The organism is Cupriavidus sp. C3SS-1 (genome assembly GCF_057073755.1).
This window is the reverse complement of the sequence record NZ_CP172699.1, coordinates 702,171-724,415: the sequence shown is the minus strand read 5'-3', so window position 1 is coordinate 724,415 and position 22,245 is coordinate 702,171. Positions and strand designations below refer to the sequence as shown.

Here is a 22,245-nt window from a genome sequence, read left to right as displayed (position 1 = left end):
GTGCCGCGCCGGCGTGATGTGGGATTTTGTGCACGAACTTTGTGCAAGCTGGCGCAGTCAGTCAGAAGACCAGCACACATTCACGGCCACCGCAGCAACAGTGACACCGACTATTCCAGAATCCCGCGAACGCGCCATCGCGACACTCGACAGCATCCAGGCCCTGCGCGGGCTGGCGGCCGCGTATGTCGTGCTGTACCACTCCGGCCTGGCACTGGGCACGGCGCAGACGCCCGTGCTCGCGTGGATTACCGCCAACGTGATCAAGCGCGGCCATGTCGGCGTGGATGTGTTTTTTGTCATCAGCGGCTTCATCATCGCGTGGGTTGCGGTGCTGGCAAGGCCGCGGCCCGAAACGCCGCTGAGCTTCATGATCCGGCGCTGCTGCCGGCTGGCACCGCCGTACTGGACCATGTCGGCGATCCACGCGCTGGTGCTGAACCCGGTCACGCCAGCGGTGTTCGCGGCGTCGCTCGCCTTCGTGCCGACCAGCACGGACCACGCGCCCTACTACGGTTATCCCGCGTTGTACGTGGGCTGGTCGCTCAACTACGAGATGGCGTTCTACGGCGCCTTTGCGCTCGGGCTGTGGCTCGCTGGCCGGCGCGCGCTGTGGGTGGTGCTGGCGCTGTTCACCGTGTTCACGCTGGTGCTGCCGTGGTGGCGCTTTGGCGCGCCGGTCGTGGACCCCGCGCAGGGCTATGCGTTCGCTTCGCCGTGGATGGCGATGGCGAGCAATCCGCTGGTGCTGGAGTTCCTGCTCGGCTGCCTGCTGGCGTGGGCCTATGCGCGCTGGCGCCACGTGCTGACGCCCGGCGCGGCGTGGGCGATGCTAGCCCTCGGCACCGGCTGGTTCCTGGCATCGCTGCCGCTGGCCGGTCCCGATTTCAGCCTGGCGGGGCGCGGCCTGCCCGCCGCCGCGTTGCTGGCGGGCGCGGTCGCGGCCGAGCACACCGGCCTTTTGCGCGTGCCGCGCGCGCTGGTATGGCTGGGCGAGTTGTCGTACGCCCTCTACCTGGTCCACCCGACCGTGATCGAAGGCGTCAAGCGGCTGATGCCCGAACTGGCGCCGGACCAGTACGTCCTGCAACTGACGCGATTCGCCATCGATGCCGCGCTGGCCCTGTTGCTCGCCATGCTGCTGCACCGCTGGGTCGAACTGCCCGGCATCGCGGCCGGCCGGCGCCTGGCGCGACGGCCAGGCTGACGGCTCAGCTGCGCAGGCTGGCCAGGTACAGGTAGAGCGCGGTCAGGTCGGTGTCGTTCATGCGGCCGAAGGAGTCGAACGGCATCACGCTGCTGATGGCCGATCCGTCGGGGCGCTTGCCGCTGCGCATCATGGCGATAAAGGCGGCGGCCTTGTCGTAGCGCGCCATGGCGCCACCGGAAACGGGGCGCAGGTCCGCCGCGGGCGGCCAGTCCGGCGGGGCACCGGGGATCTTGCCGCCGCGCAGGTCCGCCCGGTGGCAACCCTGGCAGGCATTGGCCACGTATCCGCCATACTGCGCCGTCACCGACGGCACGATGGCCGGCGACGGCGGCAGCTTGTGGTCGATCTTCGAAGCCGCGTCGCGGATCAGGCCCGCGCCATACATGGCGCGCACGAACCACGGCATGCGGATGTCGGCGGGCGCGCCAAGCCCCGGCGGCAGGCTGCGCAGGTACGCCACCAGCGCGGCCAGGTCATCGTCGCTGAGCCGGTTGTAGTCTTCGCTGGGCATGACCAGCAGCGGCCGGCCCGATGGCCCGACGCCGTGGCGGATGCTGCGGACCCAGTCGATGGGCTGGTAGCGGGCGATCTCGGCATTGCCGCGCGTCAGGTCCGGCGCGCGCACCTGCAGGCCGGCCGGGTCATCGAATACCTGGCGCCCGCCCCCGGCGGCGCCATGGCATTCCATGCAGCCGCGCGATTCGAACAGGTACTTGCCAAGCGTAATGCTGGCGGCATCGTCGCGATACGCGACCGGCGCGACCTTGAGGTCGATGGTGCGCCCGGCCTTCTGGTCGCCGATCAGCATGGCGCCATAGACCACCGCGGCAGCGGTCACGGCCGCACCGGCCAGCGACCAGGCCGCCACACGCAGATAACGCGCCATGCTGCTTCCTCCCTGCGGAGATCGCGCCGCCCATGCGGCGCCGGCGTTTCAGATTGCGGGGGTGGCATCGCCGTGTCTGTGGGGAAAGACACACTTGCCGGGGGGCCGCGCGACCGCAGCGCCATACCAAAAAAAACCCGCCAGCACCAGTGGCAACAGGGGCGGGACCTGCCTGCTGTCTCCCGCCTGCCGGCGTACCCGAACCGATAGAGTGGCGCTACGCTGGGGCACGGTCCGCCCTGGCGACGTTGAACCCGAATTCCTGCCTGCCAGAACCGTCCATGACGTCCGACACGGTCGATACGGCCGCTCCTTCCATTGGCGCCCCGCTGCGCCGCTGGCTGCCCATGCTGATCTGCGGCATGGGCTACTTCGCCCTTGCCGCGCTGGGCATCTGGCTGGCGCGCCTGCCTGGCAGCGTGGCCACGCTGTGGCTGCCCAATGCCTTCTGCCTGGGCCTGCTGCGGCTGCGCCCGCGCGCCGAGGCACCGTGGCTCCTTGCGAGCATGGCCGGCGCCAACCTGGCAGCCAACTTCCTGTTCCTGGACGGCGCCGACACCGCCGTGCTGCTGGCCGGCGCGAACCTGTTCGAAGTCGCCTGGTCCGCACGGCTGCTGCGCTTTGTCTGCGCGCATGCCGGCGCGGAGCGCCTGGGCCCGCTCGGCAATTTCGCGCTCACGCTCGGCGTGGCCTGCGTGCTGGGCCCGGCGCTGGGCGCCACGGCCGGCGCTGCGGCCCTGACCTGGCTGGCCGGCAACCGCTTTGCCAGCATCTGGTGGCTCTGGTGGCAGGCGGGTGCGCTTGGCATGGTGGTGCTGCTGCCGCTGGCACTGACCATCAACGCGGCGCGCGAGCGCGCGACGTTCGCGCGCAAGATGCTGCTGCCGCAGGCGGGGCTGCTGGCGCTGTGCCTGGCCATCGGCGCCTTCGCGCTCTGGCAGGGCCATGACCCGTTCGTCGCCATGTCGCTGCCGCTGGTGCTCGCGGCCATGTTCGCCAACCCGTTCGGCACGGCGCTGCTGACGCTGCTGGCCACGCTGACCATGGAACTGGCCGCGGTGGCGGCGCAGGTGCAGCAGTCGGTGCCGCTGTCGGCGGCGCTGATCATGGTGTTCCCGGTCTGCATCGCCTACCTGGCCGAGCAGAACCGCCACGGCCGCGCCAGCCTGCACAGCAGCGACCAGCGCTTCCGCCTGGCCATGGAACACTCGGCCATCGGCATGGCGCTGACCGGGCTGGACGGCCGCTGGCAGACCGTCAACCGCGCGCTGACGGACCTGCTCGGCTACAGCCCCGCGGCGCTGCAGCAGCAGCGCTTCCAGGACATCACGCATCCCGACGACCTCGATGCCGACCTGCGCCAGGTGCAACGGCTGCTGGCCGGAGAGATCGAGTCGTACCGCATGGAAAAGCGCTTCCTCCACCAGGACGGCGTTTACCGCTGGGCCCTGCTGGCGGTGTCGCTGGTGCGCGACCAGCAAAGCCGCAGCCCGCTGCATTTCATCGCGCAGATCGAGGATATCCACACGCGCAAGCTTGCGCAGGAGCAGTTCGAACAGCTCTCGCGCCGCACCCAGCTCGCGGTCGAAGCCGGCGGCGTGGGCATCTGGGAATGGGATTTCACCAGCTCCGGCATCACCTGGGATGCGCGCATGCACGCGCTGCACGGCACCGAAGCGGCGCGCGGCGCGCCGGTGATCGCTCAATGGATTGCCATGCTCCACCCCGAGGACGTGGCGCGCGTGAACGGCGAGATGCGCAAGGCCATCCGCGGCGAAACGCCGTTCGACACCGAATACCGCGTGGTGCGGCCCGATGGCGACGTGCGCCACGTGCGCGCCATGGCCAATGTCACGCGCCGTGACGACGGCACCGCGCTGGCGCTAGTGGGCACCAACTGGGATATCACCGAGCAGCGCCGCCTGACCGAGGCGCTGTTCGAGGAAAAGGAGCGCCTGCACATCACGCTGCAGTCGATCGGCGACGCGGTGATCTGCACCGACGCCGCGGTCCGCGTGACCTTCATGAACCCGATCGCCGAACAGCTCACGGGCTGGACCATGGCCAGCGCCAGCGGCCTGCCGCTGGAGCGCGTGTTCCGCATCGTCGATGAAATCACCGGGCTGCCCATTCCCAGCCCGGTCGAAGCCTGCCTGCAGACGCTCACGCCCGCCTACCTGCAGGAGGGCGCGGTGCTGCAGAGCCTGACCGGCGAGCGCCACGACGTGCAGGACTCCGCCGCCCCGGTGCTCACCGCCTCGGGCAACGTGCTCGGCGCGGTGCTGGTGTTCCAGGACATCACCACGGCGCGGGCGATGCAGCGCGAGCTGGCCCATTCGGCCATGCACGACGCGCTCACCGGCCTGCCCAACCGCACCTGGTTCGAAAAGCGGCTGCGCGAGGCCTGCGACGCCGCGCGCACGCAGGGCCATCACGGCGCGCTGTGCTTTATCGACCTGGACCGCTTCAAGATCGTCAATGACACGGCCGGCCACGGCGCCGGCGACATCCTGCTGCGCGAACTGGGCTACCTGATCCGCAACCATGTGCGCGCCGACGACCTGCTGGCGCGGCTCGGCGGCGACGAGTTCGGGCTGCTGCTCAAGGACTGCACGGTCGACCAGGCCGAGGCCATCGCCCAGGGCGTGATCGACGCCATCCGCAGCCGGCGCTTCCCGTGGGACGGCCGCGTGTACGACGTGGGCGCCAGCATCGGCATTGCCGCCATCGACCAGGACGTGCCGCCGGTGGGCGAGCTGATGAGCCGCGCCGACGTGGCCTGCTACGCCGCCAAGGCGGCCGGGCGCAGCCGCCTGTCGGTCTATCGCCGCGACGAAAGCGACGCGCGGCGCCACCATCGCGAGCTGGAGGTGGCCGCGGGCATCCACTCGGCGCTGGAGGGCAACCGCTTCCGGCTGTTCGCGCAGGAAATCCGCGCGCTGCAGCAACAGCCCGGCGACGGCCGCGAGGAACGCCATATCGAGATCCTGGTCCGCATGGTCGACGAGGATGGCGAGATGATCATGCCGGGCGCCTTCATCCCGGCCGCCGAGCGCTATGACCTGATGGGACACGTCGACCGCTGGGTCATCCGCAACGTGCTGCGCGAATACGGGGCGCGCCTGTGCGCGGTGCCGGGCCTGTCGGTGTCGGTCAACCTGTCGGCCAATTCGCTGGACGAGCCTTTCCTGCTGCCGTTCCTGCATACCGAGCTGGAGCAGTCAGCCCTGCCCGCCAGCCGGATCCGGATGGAGATCACGGAAACCGCGCTGATCAACAACATGGCCGCCGCCAACCGTGTGGTGACCGAAATGCGGCGCGCCGGCTGCACGGTGGCGCTGGATGATTTCGGCTCCGGCCTGTCGTCGTTTTCGTATCTCAAGCAGTTCCCGGTGGACTATCTCAAGATCGACGGCAGCTTTATCCGCAACCTGGCCGACAATATGGTCGACCGCGAGATCGTCAGCTCGATCAACGATATCGGCCACCGGCTCGGCGTGCGGACCGTGGCCGAATGGGTGGAAGACGAGCGCACGCTGAACGTGCTGCGCGCGATCGGCGTGGACTACGCGCAGGGCTATGCCATAGGGCGCCCCGTGCCGCTCGATGCCTATCTCGCTGACTGCGAGAACGGTATCGCGCGGAAAGTGACCCAAGGCCCATAACACGGGCTTTCAGCGCGTCGAAGGCCAACGCAGTCATTCGGTAATCCGAACGACTGCCGCTCCCGGTATCCGGATAGCCGAACACGGGCGCCGGCATCACATTTTTTCTCCTTTGTTTTCAGTGGCTTAGCCTGCCTTCGAGGGCATGCGGCCCTGGCACGCCTTGTGCGATGTATGGCGCCACCGACAGGGCCAACAGGCAGTCAGGCCGTCCCAGCGACGCGCCGACAAATGCCAACACCAAGGAGGAGACATATGACGGAACCCGACCATCAACCAGTCCGCGCCGCCCCGGCGCGATTGCGGCGCCTGTTGCCCCGCTGACGTCCCCGGCCTGCGCCGGCGCGACGCACCGCCCTTGCCGGCGGCACAGCGTTCCGGCCTTGCCGATCCCGCAATACAGCCGTCCGGCTCCTTTCCCGTCCGCGGGCGAGGCACCGGGCGCACGGCCTGACCCACGATGAAACTGAACCGACTGCCCACCCTGATCTTCATTGCGATGCTGCTTGGCGTGCTGGTCGGCACCGCCGCGCACAATCTGTCGCCGGACGCCGCCACCGCCAAATCGATTGCGGACCACCTGTCCATCCTCACCGACGTGTTCCTGCGGATGATCAAGATGATCATCGGCCCGCTGGTGTTCGCCACGCTGGTGGCCGGCATCGCCAGCATGGGCGACGGCCGCGCCGTCGGCCGCATCGGCATGAAGGCGATGGCGTGGTTTATCGGCGCGTCCATCACCTCGCTGCTGCTCGGACTGCTGATGGCCAACCTGCTGACCCCGGGCCACGGCATGAACCTGCCGCTGCCGGCCGCCGACGCCGCCTCGACGCTCAAGACCGGTTCGCTGAACCTGCGTGACTTCGTCGCGCACATGTTCCCGAAGAGCTTCGTCGAAGCCATGGCCACCAACGAGATCCTGCAGATCGTCGTGTTCTCGCTGTTCTTCGGCTTTGCGCTGGGCACGGTCAAGGACGGCGTGGGCAAGCCGGTGCTGCAAGGCATCGAAGGCCTGGGCCACGTCATGCTGAAGGTGACCAACTACGTCATGGCGTTCGCGCCGGTGGGCGTGTTCGGTGCCATCTCGGCCGTCATTACCGCGCAGGGCCTGGGCGTGCTGGCGGTCTACGCCAAGCTGCTGGGCAGCATGTACCTGGCGCTGGCGCTGCTGTGGGTGGCGCTGATCGGCGGCGGCTACTTCTTCCTGGGCCGCGACGTGTTCCGCCTGCTCAAGGGCATGCGTACGCCGCTGATGATCGGCTTCGCCACGGCCAGCAGCGAATCGGCCTACCCGAAGGTGATCGACCAGCTGACCCACTTCGGCGTCAAGGAGCGCATCACCAACTTCGTGCTGCCGCTGGGCTACTCGTTCAACCTGGACGGCTCGATCATGTACACCTCGTTCGCCGCGCTGTTCGTGGCCCAGGTGTATGGCATCCAGCTGTCGCTGACCCAGCAGATCACCATGCTGCTGGTGCTGCTGGTCACCAGCAAGGGCATCGCCGGCGTGCCGCGCGCCTCGCTGGTGGTGGTGGCTGCCGTGCTGCCGATGTTCGGGTTGCCGGAAGCCGGCATCCTGCTGGTGCTCGGCATCGACCACGTACTGGACATGGGTCGCACTGTGACCAATGTGCTTGGCAATGCCATTGCCACGGCTGTCGTCGCCAAAAGCGAAGGCGCCATCGGCGCGCCCGTGCCGTCCGACGAGGATGAACCCGTCGCGGACAGCGCCCCTGCCCTGGCACCCGGCCAGGTGATGGCGGGCAAGTAAGCCGTCCTGTTCCCGCAGGACACGCGCCGGAGCCCGGCTGCCGATCAGGCAGCCGGGCTTTTTTCTGCGCTCTACTGCAACTCGATCTTTGCAATCGCAGCCAGCCGCTTCCACCTGGCGATTTCTTCCTTCTGATAGCTGTGCAGTTCCGCAGGCGTGGAAACAATCAGCGTTGTGGACTGGCGCTGGTAGTAGTCCCTGACCTCGGCGGACGCCGCAGCCTGGTTGAACAGCTCGCCCAGGCGTTGCGCGACCGGCTCGGGCGTCCTGGCGGACACCGCCGCCGCCACCCAGTTGTAGGCCAGGAAGTCCGGCACGCCCGCCTCGCTTGCGCTCGGCACGTTGGGCAACAACGGCGAGCGCTGGGGGGCCGTGTAGGCCAGTGCGCGCAGTTTGCCCGACTTCACCAGCTCGATGGCGCCGCTGGCGTCCACCACCGCGAAATCGACATTGGCGGCCAGCACGCCGTTGATGGCATCGCCCGCGCCCTTGTAGGGCACGCCGGTCGTCTTCATGCGGCTCTGCTCGTTCAGCCACTCGCTGTACAAGGTGTACGAGACGGAGCCAGTGCCGTAGTTGAGTGCTCCGGGGCGCTTGCGCGCGTCCTCCACCAACTCGCCGAGGGTTCGATACGGTGAGTTCTGCGGCACGATGATCAGGCACGGTCCGCGCGACAGCAGCGTGATCGGCCTGAAATCGGTCAGCGGGTCGTAGGGCAGCTTGCGGAAGGTTGCGGCGTTGGTGGAGAGCGTGGAATTGCTGCCAATGAATACCGTGTAGCCATCGGCCGGCGCACCAAGCAGCGTCTGCACGCCGATGAAGCCGTTGCCACCGGGCTTGTTCTCGACCACCACGCCCTGCCCTGTCAGGTCGCCGATCTTCTTGGCAAAGACGCGCGCGGTCATGTCAGTGCCACTGCCCGACGGAAACGGCACGATGAAACGGATCGGCCGGTTGGGGAAGCCTTGCGCCCATGCGGGCGGCAGGCCGGCCGCGCACGCCACGCCTGCCATCAAGGTGAAACGTCGCCGCGAAGCGCTGAAAGTGGTGGTCATGTGGTCTCCTGTCATGCGTCCGGCGGCATCTCGCGCCGGTATCGGTACTTCAGTGAATGCCCGGCCCGGCGCACGCTAGCGCTTGAGCCCCAGCAGATCGCGGGCGATCACCCAGCGGTGCACTTCGGACGGGCCTTCGTAGATGCGCATCAGCCGGGTTTCGTTGGCCATCTGCTGCAGTGGCATTTCCTTGGTCATGCCCATGGCGCCGAATGCCTGCATCGCGTGGTCAATGACGTCCCATGCCATTTCCGTGGCGAATACCTTGATCATCGAGACCTGGGTGCGGGCCTCGTCGCCGTTGTCGATGCGGGCCGCGGCCTCGTAGGTCATCAGGCGGCACGCGTGGATGCGCGTGGCGGCGTCCGCAACCCACCACTGGATGGCTTGCCGGTCCGCCAGCGCGGCGCCGAAGGTACGGCGTTGCGGCGCGTACTCGCACAGCATGTCGAGCGCGCGCTGCGCCCGGCCGATGCACCAGGCCGCCATCTGCACGCGGCGGCTGGACAGCCGCGCCTGCATCGGCGCGAAGCCCTGCCCTTCCACGCCCAACAGTTGGGAATGGGGAATGCGGCAGTCTTCCAGCACCAACTCGTAGGTGCTGGCGCCGCCGATCATCGCGATGCGCCGCTCGACCTTGAAGCCGGCCGTGCCGCGATCAACGAGGAAGGCGGAGATCCCGCCGCGCGCGCCGCGCGTCTTGTCGGTGACGGCCATCACGATGGTCCAGTCGGCGCGCGCGGCGCGGCTGATCCAGATCTTGCGTCCGTTGAGCACCCAGTCATCCCCGTCGCGCTCGGCACGCGTGGTCATCATGGCGGGATCGCCGCCAGCGCCAGGCTCGGAAATGGCAATCGCGGAAATCGTCTCGCCCCGTGCGTACGGCTCCAGATAGCGCGCGCGTTGCGCCGCGTCAGCGGTCTTCAGCAGCATGCGCAGGTTTGGCGAATCGGGCGGCAGGTCGTATGGCGTGACGGTCTTGCCCAGCTCTTCGTTGACGCCGACCATCGCCACCACGGGCAAGTCCGCGCCGCCCATCTCGGCGGGGGCGTCCAGTCCCCACAGGCCCAGTTCGCGCGACATCCCGTCGAGCCGGTCCTGCTCCAGCGGGGTCAGCATGAATTGCCCGCCCTCGGCCTCGCGCGCCAGCGCGGCCGGCTCGAGCGGAATCAGCTGTTCGCGGACGAAGCGCGCCACCAGGTCCTTGAGCATCTGGTGTTCTTCATCGAGTTCGAAATGCATGCGTGGTCTCCTGAAAAAAAATCTCGTGGCGTCAGGCCGCGGCCGCGGTACCGGCGATCGCGTCGATATCGCACGGCGCCAGGCCGGCCTCGCGCAGCACTTCCGCGGTGTGCTCGCCCAGCAACGGCGCGTGGCGGCGCAGGGCCAGCGGCGTGGCCGAAAACCGGGCCGTCGGACGCATTTCGCGCAAGGGCCCTTCAGTGGGATGCACGGTGGGCTGGAACAATCCGACCGCTTCCAGATGTGGATGCGATGGCAGTTCGTCGGGCGCATAGATCGGCGTGGCGGGGATATCGAGCGCGTCGAACAGCGCCATCCACTGCGCCGTGGTGCGATCCGGCGTGATCTCGCCGAAATGCTGGTACAGCGCCCGGATGTGGGTATTGCGCTCGGCACGGCTGGCAATGTTGTACTTCGCGGCCAGGTCCTCGCGGTCCACGGCGCGGAAGAACGCCTTCCAATGCCGGTCCGTATAAGGCAGTGCACAGATCCAGCCATCGGCGGTCCGCGCCGGCCGTCTGCCGCCGCCCAGCAGCCGCGCATAGCCGGCCCCTCCCGTGGCGGGATCGAAGGTCAGCCCGGCAAGATGCTCGGCCATCACGAAGCTCGCCATGGTCTCCAGCATCGGCACTTCAACGGCCTGCCCCTCGCCATGGCGCTCACGGTGCAGCAGCGCGGCCAGTACCGCGTTGGCCAGCGCAAGGCCCGTGGTCTTGTCGGCGATGAGGCTCGGCACGTACTCTGGACGGCTGCCGGCGGCGGCACCCAGCGATACGAGACCGCACGCGGCCTGGATGATGTCGTCGAAGGCAGGCTTGTCGCGGTGCGGGCCGTCCTGGCCGAAGCCGGTCGCCACACAGTAGACGATGCGCGGATTCATGGCGGCCACGGCGTCATAGCCGAAGCCCAGTCGCTCGATGGCGGCCACGCGCATGTTGTGGATGAAGACATCGGCGCCGGCGATCAATTGCCGCAGGGCCGCCGCCCCCGCTTCGGTCTTCAGGTCCAGCACCACCGAACGCTTGTTGCGGTTCAGCGCCAGATAGATCGAACTCATGCCCGGATGGCGCGAGACGCCGTTGGCACGCATCAGGTCCCCTTCGGGTCCCTCGATCTTGATGACGTCCGCGCCCAGGTCGGCCAGCGATTGCGTGGCGAGCGGGCCGAGTACGACCGATGTCAGGTCCAGCACGCGGATGCCGTCGAGCGGGCCGTCGCAAGCGGATTGCCTTGATTGCATCGTTTCTCTCCTCAGCTACGCTGAAACACGGGCGTGCGGCGTTCCGCCATGGCGGCAAGCCCCTCCCGAAAATCGGCGGTGGCAAACTGCGCACGCTGAATGGACAGCTCGCGCTGGTTGGCCTCGTCAATGCGGTCCGCCAGGCCCAGCCGCAGGGTTTCGCGCGTGCTTTCCACGGCCAGCGGCGCAGAAGCTGCAATTTCATGCGCCAGTGCCACGGCATGAGCGCGCACGGCTTCCTTCGCGACCAGTTCGTCGGCCAGGCCGATCCGTACGGCTTCCTCGCCGTCGATGCGCCGGCCCGTGTAGAGCAGGCGTGCTGCCTGTTGTTCGCCCACCAGCCGCGGCAGCGTCACGCTCATGCCAAAGCCGGGATGAAAACCGAGCCGGTTGAAATTGGCGCTGAAACGCGCTTCGGGGCAGGTCACGCGGAAATCGGCAACCAGCGCCAGGCCCATCCCCGCGCCGATTGCCGGCCCCTCCACCGCCGCGACGATCGGCTTGCGGTTGCGATAGAGCTTCATCGCCTGCGCATAGAACGCCGCTGGATCGCGCGACACAGTACCCGCGCCACTGAAATCGGCCCCGGCGCAGAAGGTGCCGACGCCGGAGGCCAGCACCACTGCGCGGCAGCCGTCGTCTTCATCGAGCCCAAGCAATATCTCGGCGAGCTGCCGCATGACGTCGACGTCGACGAAGTTGTGAGGGGGCCGGGATATCTCGATCTGCGCGACGTGCGCGGCGCGGCTCAGCGTGATGACAGCAGAAGCGGAGGTCATGGCGAAGCATTCCAGGGGTGAAGAACGCAACCAGTATTCGCTGGCCAGCGCGGCTGCGCTACACTGCAATTTCGGATTCTGAAATTGCCGCGGGTGCCGCAGGACGTGTACGTCGCGGCGCCGCGCTTCCCTGCCATGCCCACTTCCCGATCCGCCTCACCGCCGCGCACGAGTTCGCGCACGTCCGCCCACGCGGCCGAGCCGTCGAGCCGAGAGCTGACGCACAGCACGGGCTGCTTCACGCGGCAGACCGAAGGCAGCCAGTCGCTGGAGCGCGGCCTGATGCTGCTGCGCGCGTTTCGCATCGGGTCTTCGAGCCTGACCAATGCGGAACTTGCCGCGCGCACCGGCCTGCCCCGGCCGACGGTGAGCCGGCTCACGCGCTCATTGGTGGACAGCGGGTTCCTGCGCTATGACACCACCGAACGCGCTTACCGCCTGGCCGCCGTGGTGGTCAGCCTGGCGGACGCCTTCTACCATGCAGTCGAAGTGCCGGAGATCGCCTTGCCGCTGATGCGCGCGATTGCCGAAACGGAAATGGTCAATGTCGGCCTTGCCGTGCCGGACCAGACCGCGATGGTCTACCTGGCCTCCGTGCGCTGCAGTAGCGACAGCGTGTCGCGTACGCGGCGCGTGGCGCGCGGCACAAGGATCCCGATGGAACAGGCCTCGATCGGCATGGCCTGGCTTGCCTGCGAAACGCCGGCGGTACGCGCCGAATTCCTGGCGCGGATCGAACGGAAGGCAGGTGAGGACTGGCCGGCCGTGAGCAAGGCGCTATCGCGCGGCATCGGCCAGGCACAGAGACTGGGCTACTGCACAGCCAACTACCAGCCGGGGCACCTGACCGCAGTCGGCGCCGCGTTTCGCGGCCCGGACCATCAGTGGTACGGCCTCAATATCAGCTTCCCGCACAAGCCCAGCGAGAAGAGGCGGGACGTGGCCCGGTACGCGCCGTTGCTGCTCGACCTGATCGGGAAGATCCGGGCGGCGTGCGGCATCGTCGACGATGCAACGTAGGACCACGTGTTTCACCATCAAGCCTTGGCGTAGGTGTCGGCCGACAACACCTCAAGCGCAACGAAGGGCTGGTCGCCTTCAACCCAGGCTTCGTGTCCTGGCGGGATCGTGTACGAATCGCCAGCGCTTATTGTCTTCTCGGTTCCGTCTTTCATTCGAACGGTAAGACGTCCGGATACTGCATAGCCCACATGGGAGGCCTGACAGTGGTCGGTCTTCGCGACCGGCCTGATGCACTCCGACCACCGCCATCCGGGTTCGAAATTGAAGCGCCCGATGGTGAAGCCTTCAAGCTGGACGACCTCGATCCGCGTCTTCGCCGGGGCGCGCACTTCGTCGGGCGACGCGTGGGATTTCACCTCAAATCTGGTTACGGCAACTGGGGCTCCCATGTCTTCACCTCCGTCTATCCAAAAAAGAACGGTTGCCACCGACCGGAACAACAACGCACCGGAAGACGGATTGGCGCTGCCCGGCGGGGACAATCCAAATCTAGTACAGACGGACGGAAAACAGGTGCGGTTTCAGCGTGTCGCTCGTGCCTCGACGGCTGCCGTTGCGAATGTCTGGCGCTTCATGACGACAAATCGGCTGGCCACGAACGTCGCCTTCCCCAAGGCTCGCTAATCCCCGAGCGCCCGCCAGGGAATCCGTCCCCTGCGCAAGATGCCACCCATCCCGGTGTGGTAAAAATAGGCCCCGCCGAAGCCCCCGGCCCTCGCCCCAAAACCAGCCTTACCCAGCACTTCATGACCGGCTCGCCAGACCCACACCACCCCGCCCCCCGCCCCGCCGCACTGCGTGGCGCCGCGCCGTTGCTAGCGCTGCTGGCGCTGGCCGTGCTGGTGGGCCTGGCCGGATGGCTTGCCTACCGCTTCAGTTACGACACCGCCCTGGCCCGGCAGGCCGAGCGCGGCCAGGTGCAACTGCGCCTGTATGCGCAGGCGCTGGAAAGCGAACTGGCGCATTACGACTACGTGCCCGGCCTGCTGACACTGGACGAGCGCATCGGCACGCTGCTGCGCCAGCCCAACGACGTCGCCGCGTCGGCGCGCGCCAGTGACTACCTGTCCGCCCTTAACACGCGCGCCGGCACCCGCGTGGTCTACGTGCTCGACGCGCGCGGCAAGGTGCTGGCGACGAGCAACTGGCAGCGGCCCGACAGCTACCTGGGCGAGGACCTGAGCTTTCGCCCATACTTCCGCGCCGCCATGGAAGGCCAGCTCGGCCGCTTCTACGGCGTCGGCACCACGCGCGGCGAGTCCGGCTATTACCTGTCCGCACCGCTGGGCGAGCGCGACAACCCCGACGGCGTGGCAGTGGTCAAGATCGGCCTGGAGCCGCTGGAAAACCGCTGGCAGGGCGCCGACAGCCAGATGCTGCTGGCGGACGAGAACGGCGTGGTGATCCTGGCGTCCGACCCGTCCTGGAAACTCGCGGCCCTGCGCCCGCTGTCGGCGGACGCACGCGCCCGCTTCGCTAGGAGCCTGCAATACAACCGCGCGCCGCTGCCGCAGCTGCCGCTGTCGGAAGTGCGCGTGCTCGGCAATGGCAGCGACCGCCTGGTGCGGTTGCGCCAGGGGCCACCGATGCTGGCGCAACAGTCCGCGCTGCCGGGCACCGACTGGCAGCTCACGCTGCTGTCCAATACGTCGCAGGCACGGCTGGCGGCGCTGAACAGCGCCGCGCTGGCCGGCGTGCTGACGGCCTTTATCCTGCTGCTGGGCGCGGCGTGGAACGTGCGCCGGCGCATCATCGGCGAGCGGCTGGCCGCGCGCGCCGCGCTCGAAGCCGCCAACAGCGAGCTGGAGCGCAAGGTGGCCGAACGCACCGCCGACCTGTCGTCGGCCAACCAGCGCCTGCAGGCCGAGGTGGCCGAACGCATCCGCACCGAAGCCGTGCTGCGCCAGGCCCAGGACGGCCTGCTGCAAGCCGGCAAGCTGGCCGCGGTGGGGCAGATGTCGACCGGCATCGCGCATGAACTCAACCAGCCGCTCGCGGCGCTGCGCACCATTTCCGGCAATACCGGCAAGTTCCTGGAACGCGGCGACTACGACACGGCCCGCGCCAACCTGCGCACGATCATCGGCCTGGTGGAGCGCATGGGCCGCATTACGGGTGCGCTCAAGTCATTCGCGCGCAAATCCAACGGCGCGCGCCAGGCAGAACTGGCCCAGGCCGTGGACAACGCGCTGTTCCTGCTCGACACCCGCATCGCGGCCGTGCATCCGAGACTGCATCGCGAGGTGGAACCCGGGCTGCTGGTCGCGTGCGACCCGAACCGGCTCGAGCAGGTGCTGGTGAACCTGGTCGGCAATGCGCTGGACGCCGTGACGGGGCGCGAGCAACCCATGATCTCCGTGCATGCCCACGTCACCGGCGGCATGGCGCACCTGACCGTGCGCGACAACGGCCCGGGGCTGTCGGAAGAAGCCTTCTCGCGCCTGTTCGAGCCGTTCTTCACGACCAAGCCCGCCGGCGAAGGGCTGGGCCTGGGCCTGACGTTGTCGGCCGGCATCCTCAACGAAAACGGCGGCAGCCTGTCCGCCTCCAATCATCCGGACGGTGGCGCGTGCTTCACGCTGGTCCTGCCGCTGGTCCGCCAGGAAGCGTCCCATGCCGGCTGAACTGACCGTACTGATCGTCGAGGACGATGCCGACGTGCGCCTGGGCTGCGAGCAGGCACTGCGGCTCGAAGGCATCGCCACGCGCGGCGTGGCCAGCGCCGAGGCCGCGCTGCGCGAGACCGCGGCCGGCTGGCCCGGCATCGTGGTCAGCGACATCCGCCTGCCGGGCATCGATGGCATGGCCCTGCTCGCGCAACTGCGCGCGCGCGACGCGTCGCTGCCCGTGATCATGATCACCGGGCATGGCGACGTGGCGCTCGCCGTGCAGGCCATGAAGCAAGGCGCCTATGACTTCCTGGAAAAACCGTTCTCGCCCGAGGCACTGGTGGAAGCCACGCGCCGCGCGCTGGAACAGCGCCGCCTGACGCTCGAAGTGGCGCAGCTGCGCGAACGCCTGGCCGGCCGCGACAAGCTCGAGGCCACGCTGATCGGCCGCTCGCCCGCCATCGAACGGCTGCGCGGCCTGATCGCCAACCTGGCCGACACCGCCGCCAATGTGCTGATCCACGGCGAGACCGGCACCGGCAAGGAACTGGTGGCGCGCTGCCTGCATGAAGCCAGCCGTCGCCATGCGCGCCACTTTGTCGCCATCAACTGTGGCGGCCTGCCCGAGCAGCTGTTCGAAAGCGAGATCTTCGGCCACGAGGCCGGCTCGTTCACGGGCGCGGCGCGCCGCCGCATCGGCAAGGTGGAGCATGCCGAAGGCGGCACGCTGTTCCTCGACGAGATCGAGAGCATGCCGATGCCGCTGCAGATCAAGCTGCTGCGCGTGCTGCAGGAACGCGTGGTGGAGCGCCTGGGCTCCAACGAGCAGGTGGCCGTGGACACGCGCGTGGTCGCGGCCACCAAGGCCGACCTGCGCGCGCTGGCCGACGCCGGCCAGTTTCGCTCCGACCTGTACTACCGCCTCAACGTGATCACGCTGGAGCTGCCCGCGCTGCGCGAACGGCGCGAAGACGTGCCGCTGCTGTTCGAGCATTTCGTGGCGCAGGCCGCGCTGCGCTTCGGGCGCGACCCCGTGCCGGCCACGCCCGCCGAACTGGCGACGCTGGTGGCGTACCCGTGGCCCGGCAACGTGCGCGAACTGCGCAACCTGGCCGAGCGCCACGTACTCGGGCTCGGCTGCGATCCGGGCCACGGCACCACCGCACCGGAGGCCCTGCCGCTCGCCCAGGCCGTCGAGCAATTCGAACGCGCGCTGATCGCCGATGCCCTGCGCCGGCACGACGGCAACCTCACGCGCACCAGCGAGGCGCTGGGGGTGGCGAAGACTACGTTGTTCGACAAGACCCGCAAATACGGCCTGTAGTCCACCAGCGGCAAGGCGTCGGGAACTGCAGCCCTTTGCAAGGGTCCCTTTTGGCAGGACGCCGCATTGCCGGTGGATTGCGGAATGTGTGGCAAAGAACAAAAATGTCAGTTGATTATTGATTCGAGCCAGTGATGTTCTGCTCTTTCCGGCATATTATTGGGTTCCGGCGCAGCGACGCGTGTGAACCCAAACGCATCGGCGTCGCGAACCGGCAAGCCAAGAACAACCGTCCAAGAACAACCATAGCAGCAAGACAGCTGCATGCCGGCCAGGGAGCGCGCCGGCGAACAGGGTCAGCTAACCAGGATGACGGCAGCAAGCCGTGCGGCGCAGGTGCCTGGCGCAGCGCGGGATCGTCATCGGGATTACTTCGGGTGATGGGATGAAACTGGATCCGGCACTTGCTGAAAAGCCTTACTACAGCACGCGTACAGCGGCGAAACTGCTCAATGTCTCATTGGGCACCGTGCAAAAGATGGTCGAGCGCGGCGAGCTCGGCGCCTGGAAGACCAATGGCGGCCACCGCCGCATCCACAAGGAAACCGTGCACCGCCTGCTTGCGACCCGCGTCGGGCATGACGCGCCGTCCGGCAGCAATGCGCTGGATCTCGTGGTGTTCCATCCCAATCACCAGGAAGCGCAGCGCATCCACGGCCAGCTCGGCAAATGGGGACTACCGCTGCGCACGGCGGTGGTGGACGACCTGCTCGACACCGTCATCGCCTCCGTCAGCGCGCATCCGCGCGTGGTGCTGTACTACGTGGACGAACTGAACGACGCCGAGTCCGCCACCATCGAAAAACTCCAGAATTTCTTCTCCAGCCTGCACGTGATCTTTGCGGTGATCACCAACCGCCAGGCCTACGACGGCGTGGCCGATGCGCTGCAGCACTGGGGCATCATGGTGTTCCTGAAAACGCCCTCGCTCGAAGAGGTCAAGGGCTTCCTGCGCGCGCAATTGATGATGGGCCGCGGGGGCTGAAGCCCCCGCCATGATTGCCCGCGGCGCAGGCCGATCAGGCCAGAACCGTTTCTCGCGATGCCGCCGTGTGCGGCGCCTGCGCTTCCATCATCCAGCCAAACAGGTTGCGCGGGTCCCGCGGCAGGGCCACCAGCTCGATGTGCCGTCCGGCATGGCGCGCACGCGCGGTGGCATACAGCCAGCGCAGGGCCGAATAGTCTTCCAGTGCAAACCCGACCGAATCGAAGATCGTCACTTCGTCCGCGGCATCGGGCCCCACCGCGCGCCCCGGTGCGCGCCCTGACAGCACCTGCCAGAGTTCGGTGACCGGCGCATCGGGCGCGAGTTGCTGGATCTCGCCTTCGAGCCGCGTCTGCGGTTCGTACTCCACCACGATGCGCGCCCGGCGCAGGATGTCCGCGTGCAGTTCCGTCTTGCCCGGGCAGTCGCCGCCGATGGCGTTCAGGTGCATGCCAGGGCGCACCATGTCGGGCGTCAGGATCGTCGCGCGCGTCTTGTCGGCGGTGACGGTGGTGACGATGTCCGCCCCGTCCAGCGCGGCCTGCACGTTATCAACAGGAACGATGGTCAGGCTCGGAACGCCCGCGAGATTGCGTGCCAGCCGCGCGGTGGCGTCGCGGTCGATGTCATAGGCACGGACTTCGCGCACGTTCAGCATGGCGTGGAAGGCCAGCGCCTGGAACTCGGCCTGCGCGCCGTTGCCGATCAGGGCCATCACCGTGCTGTCGGGCCGTGCCATGGCGCGCGCGGCCAGCGCCGCGGTGGCGGCCGTGCGCAGCGCCGTGGCCAGCGTCAGGTCGGCCAGCATCAGCGGGAAGCCGGTCTCGACCTCGGCCAGCATGCCGCAAGCCATCACGGTCGGCATAGCGAAGCGCGCGTTGCGCGGATGGCCGTTCACATACTTGAACGCATACTGCACGCCGTCGCTCACGGGCATCAGCTCGATCACGCCTAGCGGCGAATGGCTTGCCAGCCTTGCCGATTTCTCGAACTGTTCCCAGCGCAGGAAATCCTGGCGCACGTGCTCGGCCAGCTGCGCAAGGGCCGCCGGCACGCCGATGGCGCCAACCATTCTGGCGACGTCCGTGGCGTCCAGGAAGCGGGTCATGGCGGTGTCTTTCATGGTGGACTCCCAGATTCTCCGTAGTGCCCGTTCACGCTGCCGCGCGGGTCGTGTTGACCGCCCCGCTGCCGCGGTCCAGCCGCAAGGTCATGCAATAGGCGCCGCCGCCGGACAGCATGAACGGCGACAGGTCGACTTCGCGCAGGTGGTAGCCGCGCCCGCCAAGTTCGGCGCGCAGGTGCGGCGTGGTGCGGGTCATCACCACCTGGTCGTGCAGGTTGACGGCATTCACGCTGAAGTGGCGCAGGTCATCCTCGGTCGCCTCGATGCGCAGGCTGGCCGGCACGCGCGCGCGCAACTCGCGCAGCGACGCTTCGGTGAAGGCCGGCGGGTAGTACAGCACATCCCCGCCCGACAGCGGGCAGAAGCAGACGTCGAGGTGGTAGCTGTGCTGGGTGGCCAGTTCCAGCGCCACCACTTCGCGGGCGAAGCGGGCCGACATGGCATCGGCCGCCTCGCGCGAGGAACGCGGGCCGAAGCCGGCCCAGAAGTGGCCACGGCTCGCGTCCCAGATGCAGTCGCCCGCGCCCTCCTGGTAGCAGCCGGCCGGCAGTTGCATGACTTCATCGACCAACCCGCGCTGCCGCAGGCTTTCGAAGATGCTGGCGAACGGCGCTTCTTCGCCGCGCCGCTGCGGGTAGCGGAAGCGCGCCAGCACGGCGCGGCCATCGAGCACCACCGCGGCGTTGGCCGGGAAGACCATGTCCGGCACGCCCGGGAAGCCCGGCGCCAGTTCCACCGTGAAGCCGGACAGGCGCAGCGCATCGTGCAACGCGTCAAAGGCGCGGCTGGCGTTGCGGTGCATGCCGCGCGGATCGCGCGCCCAGGCTTGCGGATCCATCCACGGGTTGATGCTGTAGGACACATCGTAGAACGTGGGTTCGACAAGCAGGATGGTAGGGGTGGTGATCACGGCGGCTCCTTGGGGTCGTCGGTGGCGGGCTGCTGGGCAGTGGTTGTTCGATTGCATTCTGGTGCCGGCCGGTGTTAACTAATAGCCAGCAACTTGCGCAAATTGCCGCATCGAATGCGCAAAACGCTAACCCTCACCAGCGAAACGCCAAGCCCCCATGGATGCCATCGATCACCAATTGCTGTCCCTGCTGCGCGACAACGCGCGCATGCCTGTCACGGCGCTCGCGCAGGCGCTGCGCGTGTCGCGCGCGACCGTGCAGAACCGCATCGACAAACTGGAGAAGGAAGGCCTGATCGTCGGCTATACGGTGCGGCTGCGGCCGGACGCCGAGCCGCACCGCATCCGCGCGTGGATGACGGTGGCAGTGGAAGGCAACAAGGCCCGCAGCGTGCTGCAGGCCTTGCGCGGCGAGCCGAATGTGCAGGCGCTGCACACCACCAATGGCCGCTGGGACATCATCGCGGAACTGCGCGCCGATACGCTCGAAGCATTCGACCGCACGCTGGACCGCATCCGGCTGATCGATGGCATCGGCGCCACCGAGACCAGCATCCTGCTGTCGACCTACAAGCTTTAGCCCGTAGCGCTCAGCTTGGCCGTCGCGGCGCCGCGCAGGCGTTCGCGGCTGAATTCCTCATGGAACACCTGGCCGCTTGGCCGCAGCAGGTCGCGCAGCGAGACAATGCCGATCAGACGCATGGTGTCGGTGCTTTCCACCACGGGCAGCCGCGCCACGCTCGACGCGGCCATGCTGCCGGCCGCCGCGCGCGCGGTCTGGGACGGCACCAGCACCTGGGCCTGCGCGACCAGCAGGTCGCGGCAGCGCAGGTCTGTCGGCGCCGATCCCGCGGAGGCGCCGCGCACTGTGGCGCGATCCAGCATGCCCAGCACGCGGCCATCCGACACCACCGGATAGGCGCGGTGCGCCGCATGTTCGCCGAAATAGCGCGCTGTCGCGTCGGCCACCGGCAGGTCTGCCTCGATAGCGATGACCTCGCGCGTCATCAGCTCGGCCACATGGGCGCGCTCGAGCGGGTCCACGCCGTATTCGCGATAGATATGCAGGCCGCGCCGCGCAATCTTCTCGGTCATGATCGAGCGCTTCATGGTCAGCACCGAGAAGCCGTACGCGACCGCGGTGGTCAGCAGCAGCGGCAGCAGCGCCTCGGTGTTGTGCGTCAGCCCGAACGCGAACACGATGGCGGTGAGCGGCGCGCCCAGCACGCTGCCCAGCACGCCGGCCATGCAGACCAGCGCCCACATCTGCGGCGAGCCGCCCGGCAGCCACGGCGCCAGCACGGTGCCCAGGCCCGCGCCGAGCATCAGCAACGGGGCCAGCACGCCGCCCGAGGTCCCCGAACCGAGTGCCGCGATCCAGATCAGGGCCTTCACCACCAGCAAACCCACTGCCACGCTGAGGGCCAGGTGGTTGTTGAGCAGGTCGCCGATCACGTCGTAGCCGACGCCGAGCGCGCGCGGTTCGAAGTAGCCGCCGATGCCGACCAGCAGGCCGCCGATCGCGGGCCACCACATCCAGTGCACCGGCAGGCGCGAGAACGCGTCTTCAGTCCGGTACAGCGCCAGCGTGAGCGCCGCGCCGACGATCCCGCACAACAGCCCGGCCACCAGGCACGAACCCAGCGCCACCGCGCCCACCGGCGCGGTCTGCAGCGGGAACAGCGGGCCGGCCTCGAACAAGAACGGCCGCATGAAGCCGGCCACCGCGCAGGCCAGTGCCACCGGCAGCAGGCTGCGCGGGCGCAGTTCGAACAACAGCAGTTCGATCGCCAGCAGCAACGCCGCCACCGGCGTGCCGAAGATCGCGGTCATGCCGGCACAGGCGCCCGCCACCAGCAGCGACTTGCGCTCGCCGGCGGTCAGGTGCAGGTATTGGGCCAGCAGCGACGCCAGCGAGCCGCCCGTCATGATGATCGGCCCTTCCGCGCCGAACGGGCCGCCGCTGCCGATCACGATGCCCGACGACAGTGGCTTGAGCACCGCCACGCGCGGCGACATCTTGCTCTTGCCGAACAGCACGGCCTCGATCGCTTCCGGAATGCCGTGGCCGCGGATCTTGTCGCTGCCGTAGCGCGCCATCAGGCCGACGATCAGCCCGCCTACCGCGGGCACGAGGATGACCCAAGCGCCCAGCGTATGGTGCGCGGGCGAACGTTCGGCCAGCGACAGCGTCTGGTAGAAGAACAGGTTGGTGAAGAAGCGGATCAGCTTCAGCAGGACATCGGCGGCCAGCGTGCTGACCACGCCGATCAGCAACGCGATGCCGCACAGCAGCAACAGGCGCTGGCTGACGGCATAGTCGCTCTTTTCGGTATGCATGGGGGCTCCTTGGATTCTTGTGCGATGCGGCAAGAATCAACGCGGACATCCGCCAGACATGGATCTTGCCAAAGGCCGCC

17 protein-coding genes are annotated in these 22,245 nt (G+C 68.1%); 8 read left to right on the top strand and 9 right to left on the bottom strand.

Going from position 1 to position 22,245, the window contains the following annotated elements; all coding sequences use genetic code 11:
* Positions 1-100: 100 nt before the first annotated feature.
* Complete coding sequence (locus ACIGJC_RS03430; protein ID WP_483710628.1) at positions 101-1,207, top strand: acyltransferase family protein; 1,107 nt, start codon at positions 101-103, stop codon at positions 1,205-1,207.
* 4 nt (positions 1,208-1,211) lie between these two features.
* Here the strand turns inward: ACIGJC_RS03430 and ACIGJC_RS03425 are convergent, their stop codons facing one another.
* Positions 1,212-2,096, bottom strand: coding sequence for a c-type cytochrome (locus ACIGJC_RS03425; RefSeq protein WP_483710627.1), 885 nt, complete (start codon positions 2,094-2,096; stop codon positions 1,212-1,214).
* Between the two features lie 281 nt (positions 2,097-2,377).
* On the opposite strand from ACIGJC_RS03425, the gene ACIGJC_RS03420 reads away from it, so the two are divergent.
* Positions 2,378-5,761 (top strand): diguanylate cyclase, encoded by a 3,384-nt coding sequence (locus ACIGJC_RS03420; protein WP_483710626.1) that lies wholly within the window; start codon positions 2,378-2,380, stop codon positions 5,759-5,761.
* A 460-nt stretch (positions 5,762-6,221) separates the two neighbouring features.
* Positions 6,222-7,532 (top strand): dicarboxylate/amino acid:cation symporter, encoded by a 1,311-nt coding sequence (locus tag ACIGJC_RS03415; RefSeq protein ID WP_483710625.1) that lies wholly within the window; start codon positions 6,222-6,224, stop codon positions 7,530-7,532.
* A gap of 71 nt (positions 7,533-7,603) precedes the next feature.
* Here ACIGJC_RS03415 and ACIGJC_RS03410 read toward each other — a convergent pair whose 3' ends face one another.
* From ACIGJC_RS03410 to ACIGJC_RS03395, 4 genes are all read right to left on the bottom strand, one after another.
* Positions 7,604-8,587 (bottom strand): Bug family tripartite tricarboxylate transporter substrate binding protein, encoded by a 984-nt coding sequence (locus ACIGJC_RS03410; protein WP_483710624.1) that lies wholly within the window; start codon positions 8,585-8,587, stop codon positions 7,604-7,606.
* Positions 8,588-8,662: 75 nt separating this feature from the next.
* Positions 8,663-9,829: an acyl-CoA dehydrogenase family protein gene (locus ACIGJC_RS03405; protein ID WP_483710623.1), complete on the bottom strand. Its 1,167-nt coding sequence runs from the start codon at positions 9,827-9,829 to the stop codon at positions 8,663-8,665.
* Between the two features lie 31 nt (positions 9,830-9,860).
* Entirely contained in the window at positions 9,861-11,069 is a 1,209-nt protein-coding gene (locus ACIGJC_RS03400) for a CaiB/BaiF CoA transferase family protein (RefSeq protein ID WP_483710622.1), read from the bottom strand.
* Between the two features lie 11 nt (positions 11,070-11,080).
* Positions 11,081-11,848 carry an enoyl-CoA hydratase/isomerase family protein gene (locus ACIGJC_RS03395; protein WP_483710621.1) on the bottom strand — a complete coding sequence of 256 codons (768 nt, stop codon included), beginning with the start codon at positions 11,846-11,848 and terminating at the stop codon, positions 11,081-11,083.
* Positions 11,849-11,983: 135 nt separating this feature from the next.
* Between ACIGJC_RS03395 and ACIGJC_RS03390 the strand changes: the two genes are divergently transcribed.
* Complete coding sequence (locus tag ACIGJC_RS03390; RefSeq protein ID WP_483710620.1) at positions 11,984-12,868, top strand: IclR family transcriptional regulator; 885 nt, start codon at positions 11,984-11,986, stop codon at positions 12,866-12,868.
* Between the two features lie 17 nt (positions 12,869-12,885).
* Here ACIGJC_RS03390 and ACIGJC_RS03385 read toward each other — a convergent pair whose 3' ends face one another.
* A complete protein-coding gene (locus tag ACIGJC_RS03385; protein ID WP_483710619.1) occupies positions 12,886-13,260 on the bottom strand; it encodes a cupin domain-containing protein in 375 nt (124 codons plus the stop codon).
* Between the two features lie 357 nt (positions 13,261-13,617).
* Between ACIGJC_RS03385 and ACIGJC_RS03380 the strand changes: the two genes are divergently transcribed.
* The 3 genes from ACIGJC_RS03380 (at position 13,618) to ACIGJC_RS03370 (ending at position 17,789) form a co-directional block, all read left to right on the top strand.
* Complete coding sequence (locus tag ACIGJC_RS03380) at positions 13,618-15,495, top strand: sensor histidine kinase (RefSeq protein WP_483710618.1); 1,878 nt, start codon at positions 13,618-13,620, stop codon at positions 15,493-15,495.
* The gene (locus ACIGJC_RS03375) at positions 15,485-16,804 is read left to right on the top strand and encodes a sigma-54-dependent transcriptional regulator (protein WP_483710617.1); all 1,320 of its coding nucleotides are present in this window, start codon (positions 15,485-15,487) and stop codon (positions 16,802-16,804) included. The genes ACIGJC_RS03380 and ACIGJC_RS03375 overlap by 11 nt, the downstream gene beginning before the upstream one ends.
* Positions 16,805-17,189: 385 nt before the next feature.
* Positions 17,190-17,789, top strand: coding sequence for a helix-turn-helix domain-containing protein (locus ACIGJC_RS03370; protein ID WP_483710616.1), 600 nt, complete (start codon positions 17,190-17,192; stop codon positions 17,787-17,789).
* A 34-nt stretch (positions 17,790-17,823) separates the two neighbouring features.
* Here the strand turns inward: ACIGJC_RS03370 and ACIGJC_RS03365 are convergent, their stop codons facing one another.
* Positions 17,824-18,912 carry an ornithine cyclodeaminase gene (locus tag ACIGJC_RS03365; RefSeq protein WP_483710615.1) on the bottom strand — a complete coding sequence of 363 codons (1,089 nt, stop codon included), beginning with the start codon at positions 18,910-18,912 and terminating at the stop codon, positions 17,824-17,826.
* A gap of 31 nt (positions 18,913-18,943) precedes the next feature.
* Positions 18,944-19,825, bottom strand: a complete 882-nt coding sequence (locus tag ACIGJC_RS03360; RefSeq protein ID WP_483710614.1) for a dimethylarginine dimethylaminohydrolase family protein — start codon at positions 19,823-19,825, stop codon at positions 18,944-18,946.
* A 157-nt stretch (positions 19,826-19,982) separates the two neighbouring features.
* Here ACIGJC_RS03360 and ACIGJC_RS03355 point away from each other — a divergent pair, with 157 nt between their 5' ends.
* Positions 19,983-20,405: an Lrp/AsnC family transcriptional regulator gene (locus ACIGJC_RS03355; protein ID WP_483710613.1), complete on the top strand. Its 423-nt coding sequence runs from the start codon at positions 19,983-19,985 to the stop codon at positions 20,403-20,405.
* On the opposite strand, the gene ACIGJC_RS03350 is transcribed toward ACIGJC_RS03355, so the two are convergent.
* The gene (locus ACIGJC_RS03350; RefSeq protein ID WP_483710612.1) at positions 20,402-22,165 is read right to left on the bottom strand and encodes a chloride channel protein; all 1,764 of its coding nucleotides are present in this window, start codon (positions 22,163-22,165) and stop codon (positions 20,402-20,404) included. The two genes, ACIGJC_RS03355 and ACIGJC_RS03350, sit on opposite strands and share 4 nt — an antisense overlap.
* Positions 22,166-22,245 lie beyond the last annotated feature (80 nt).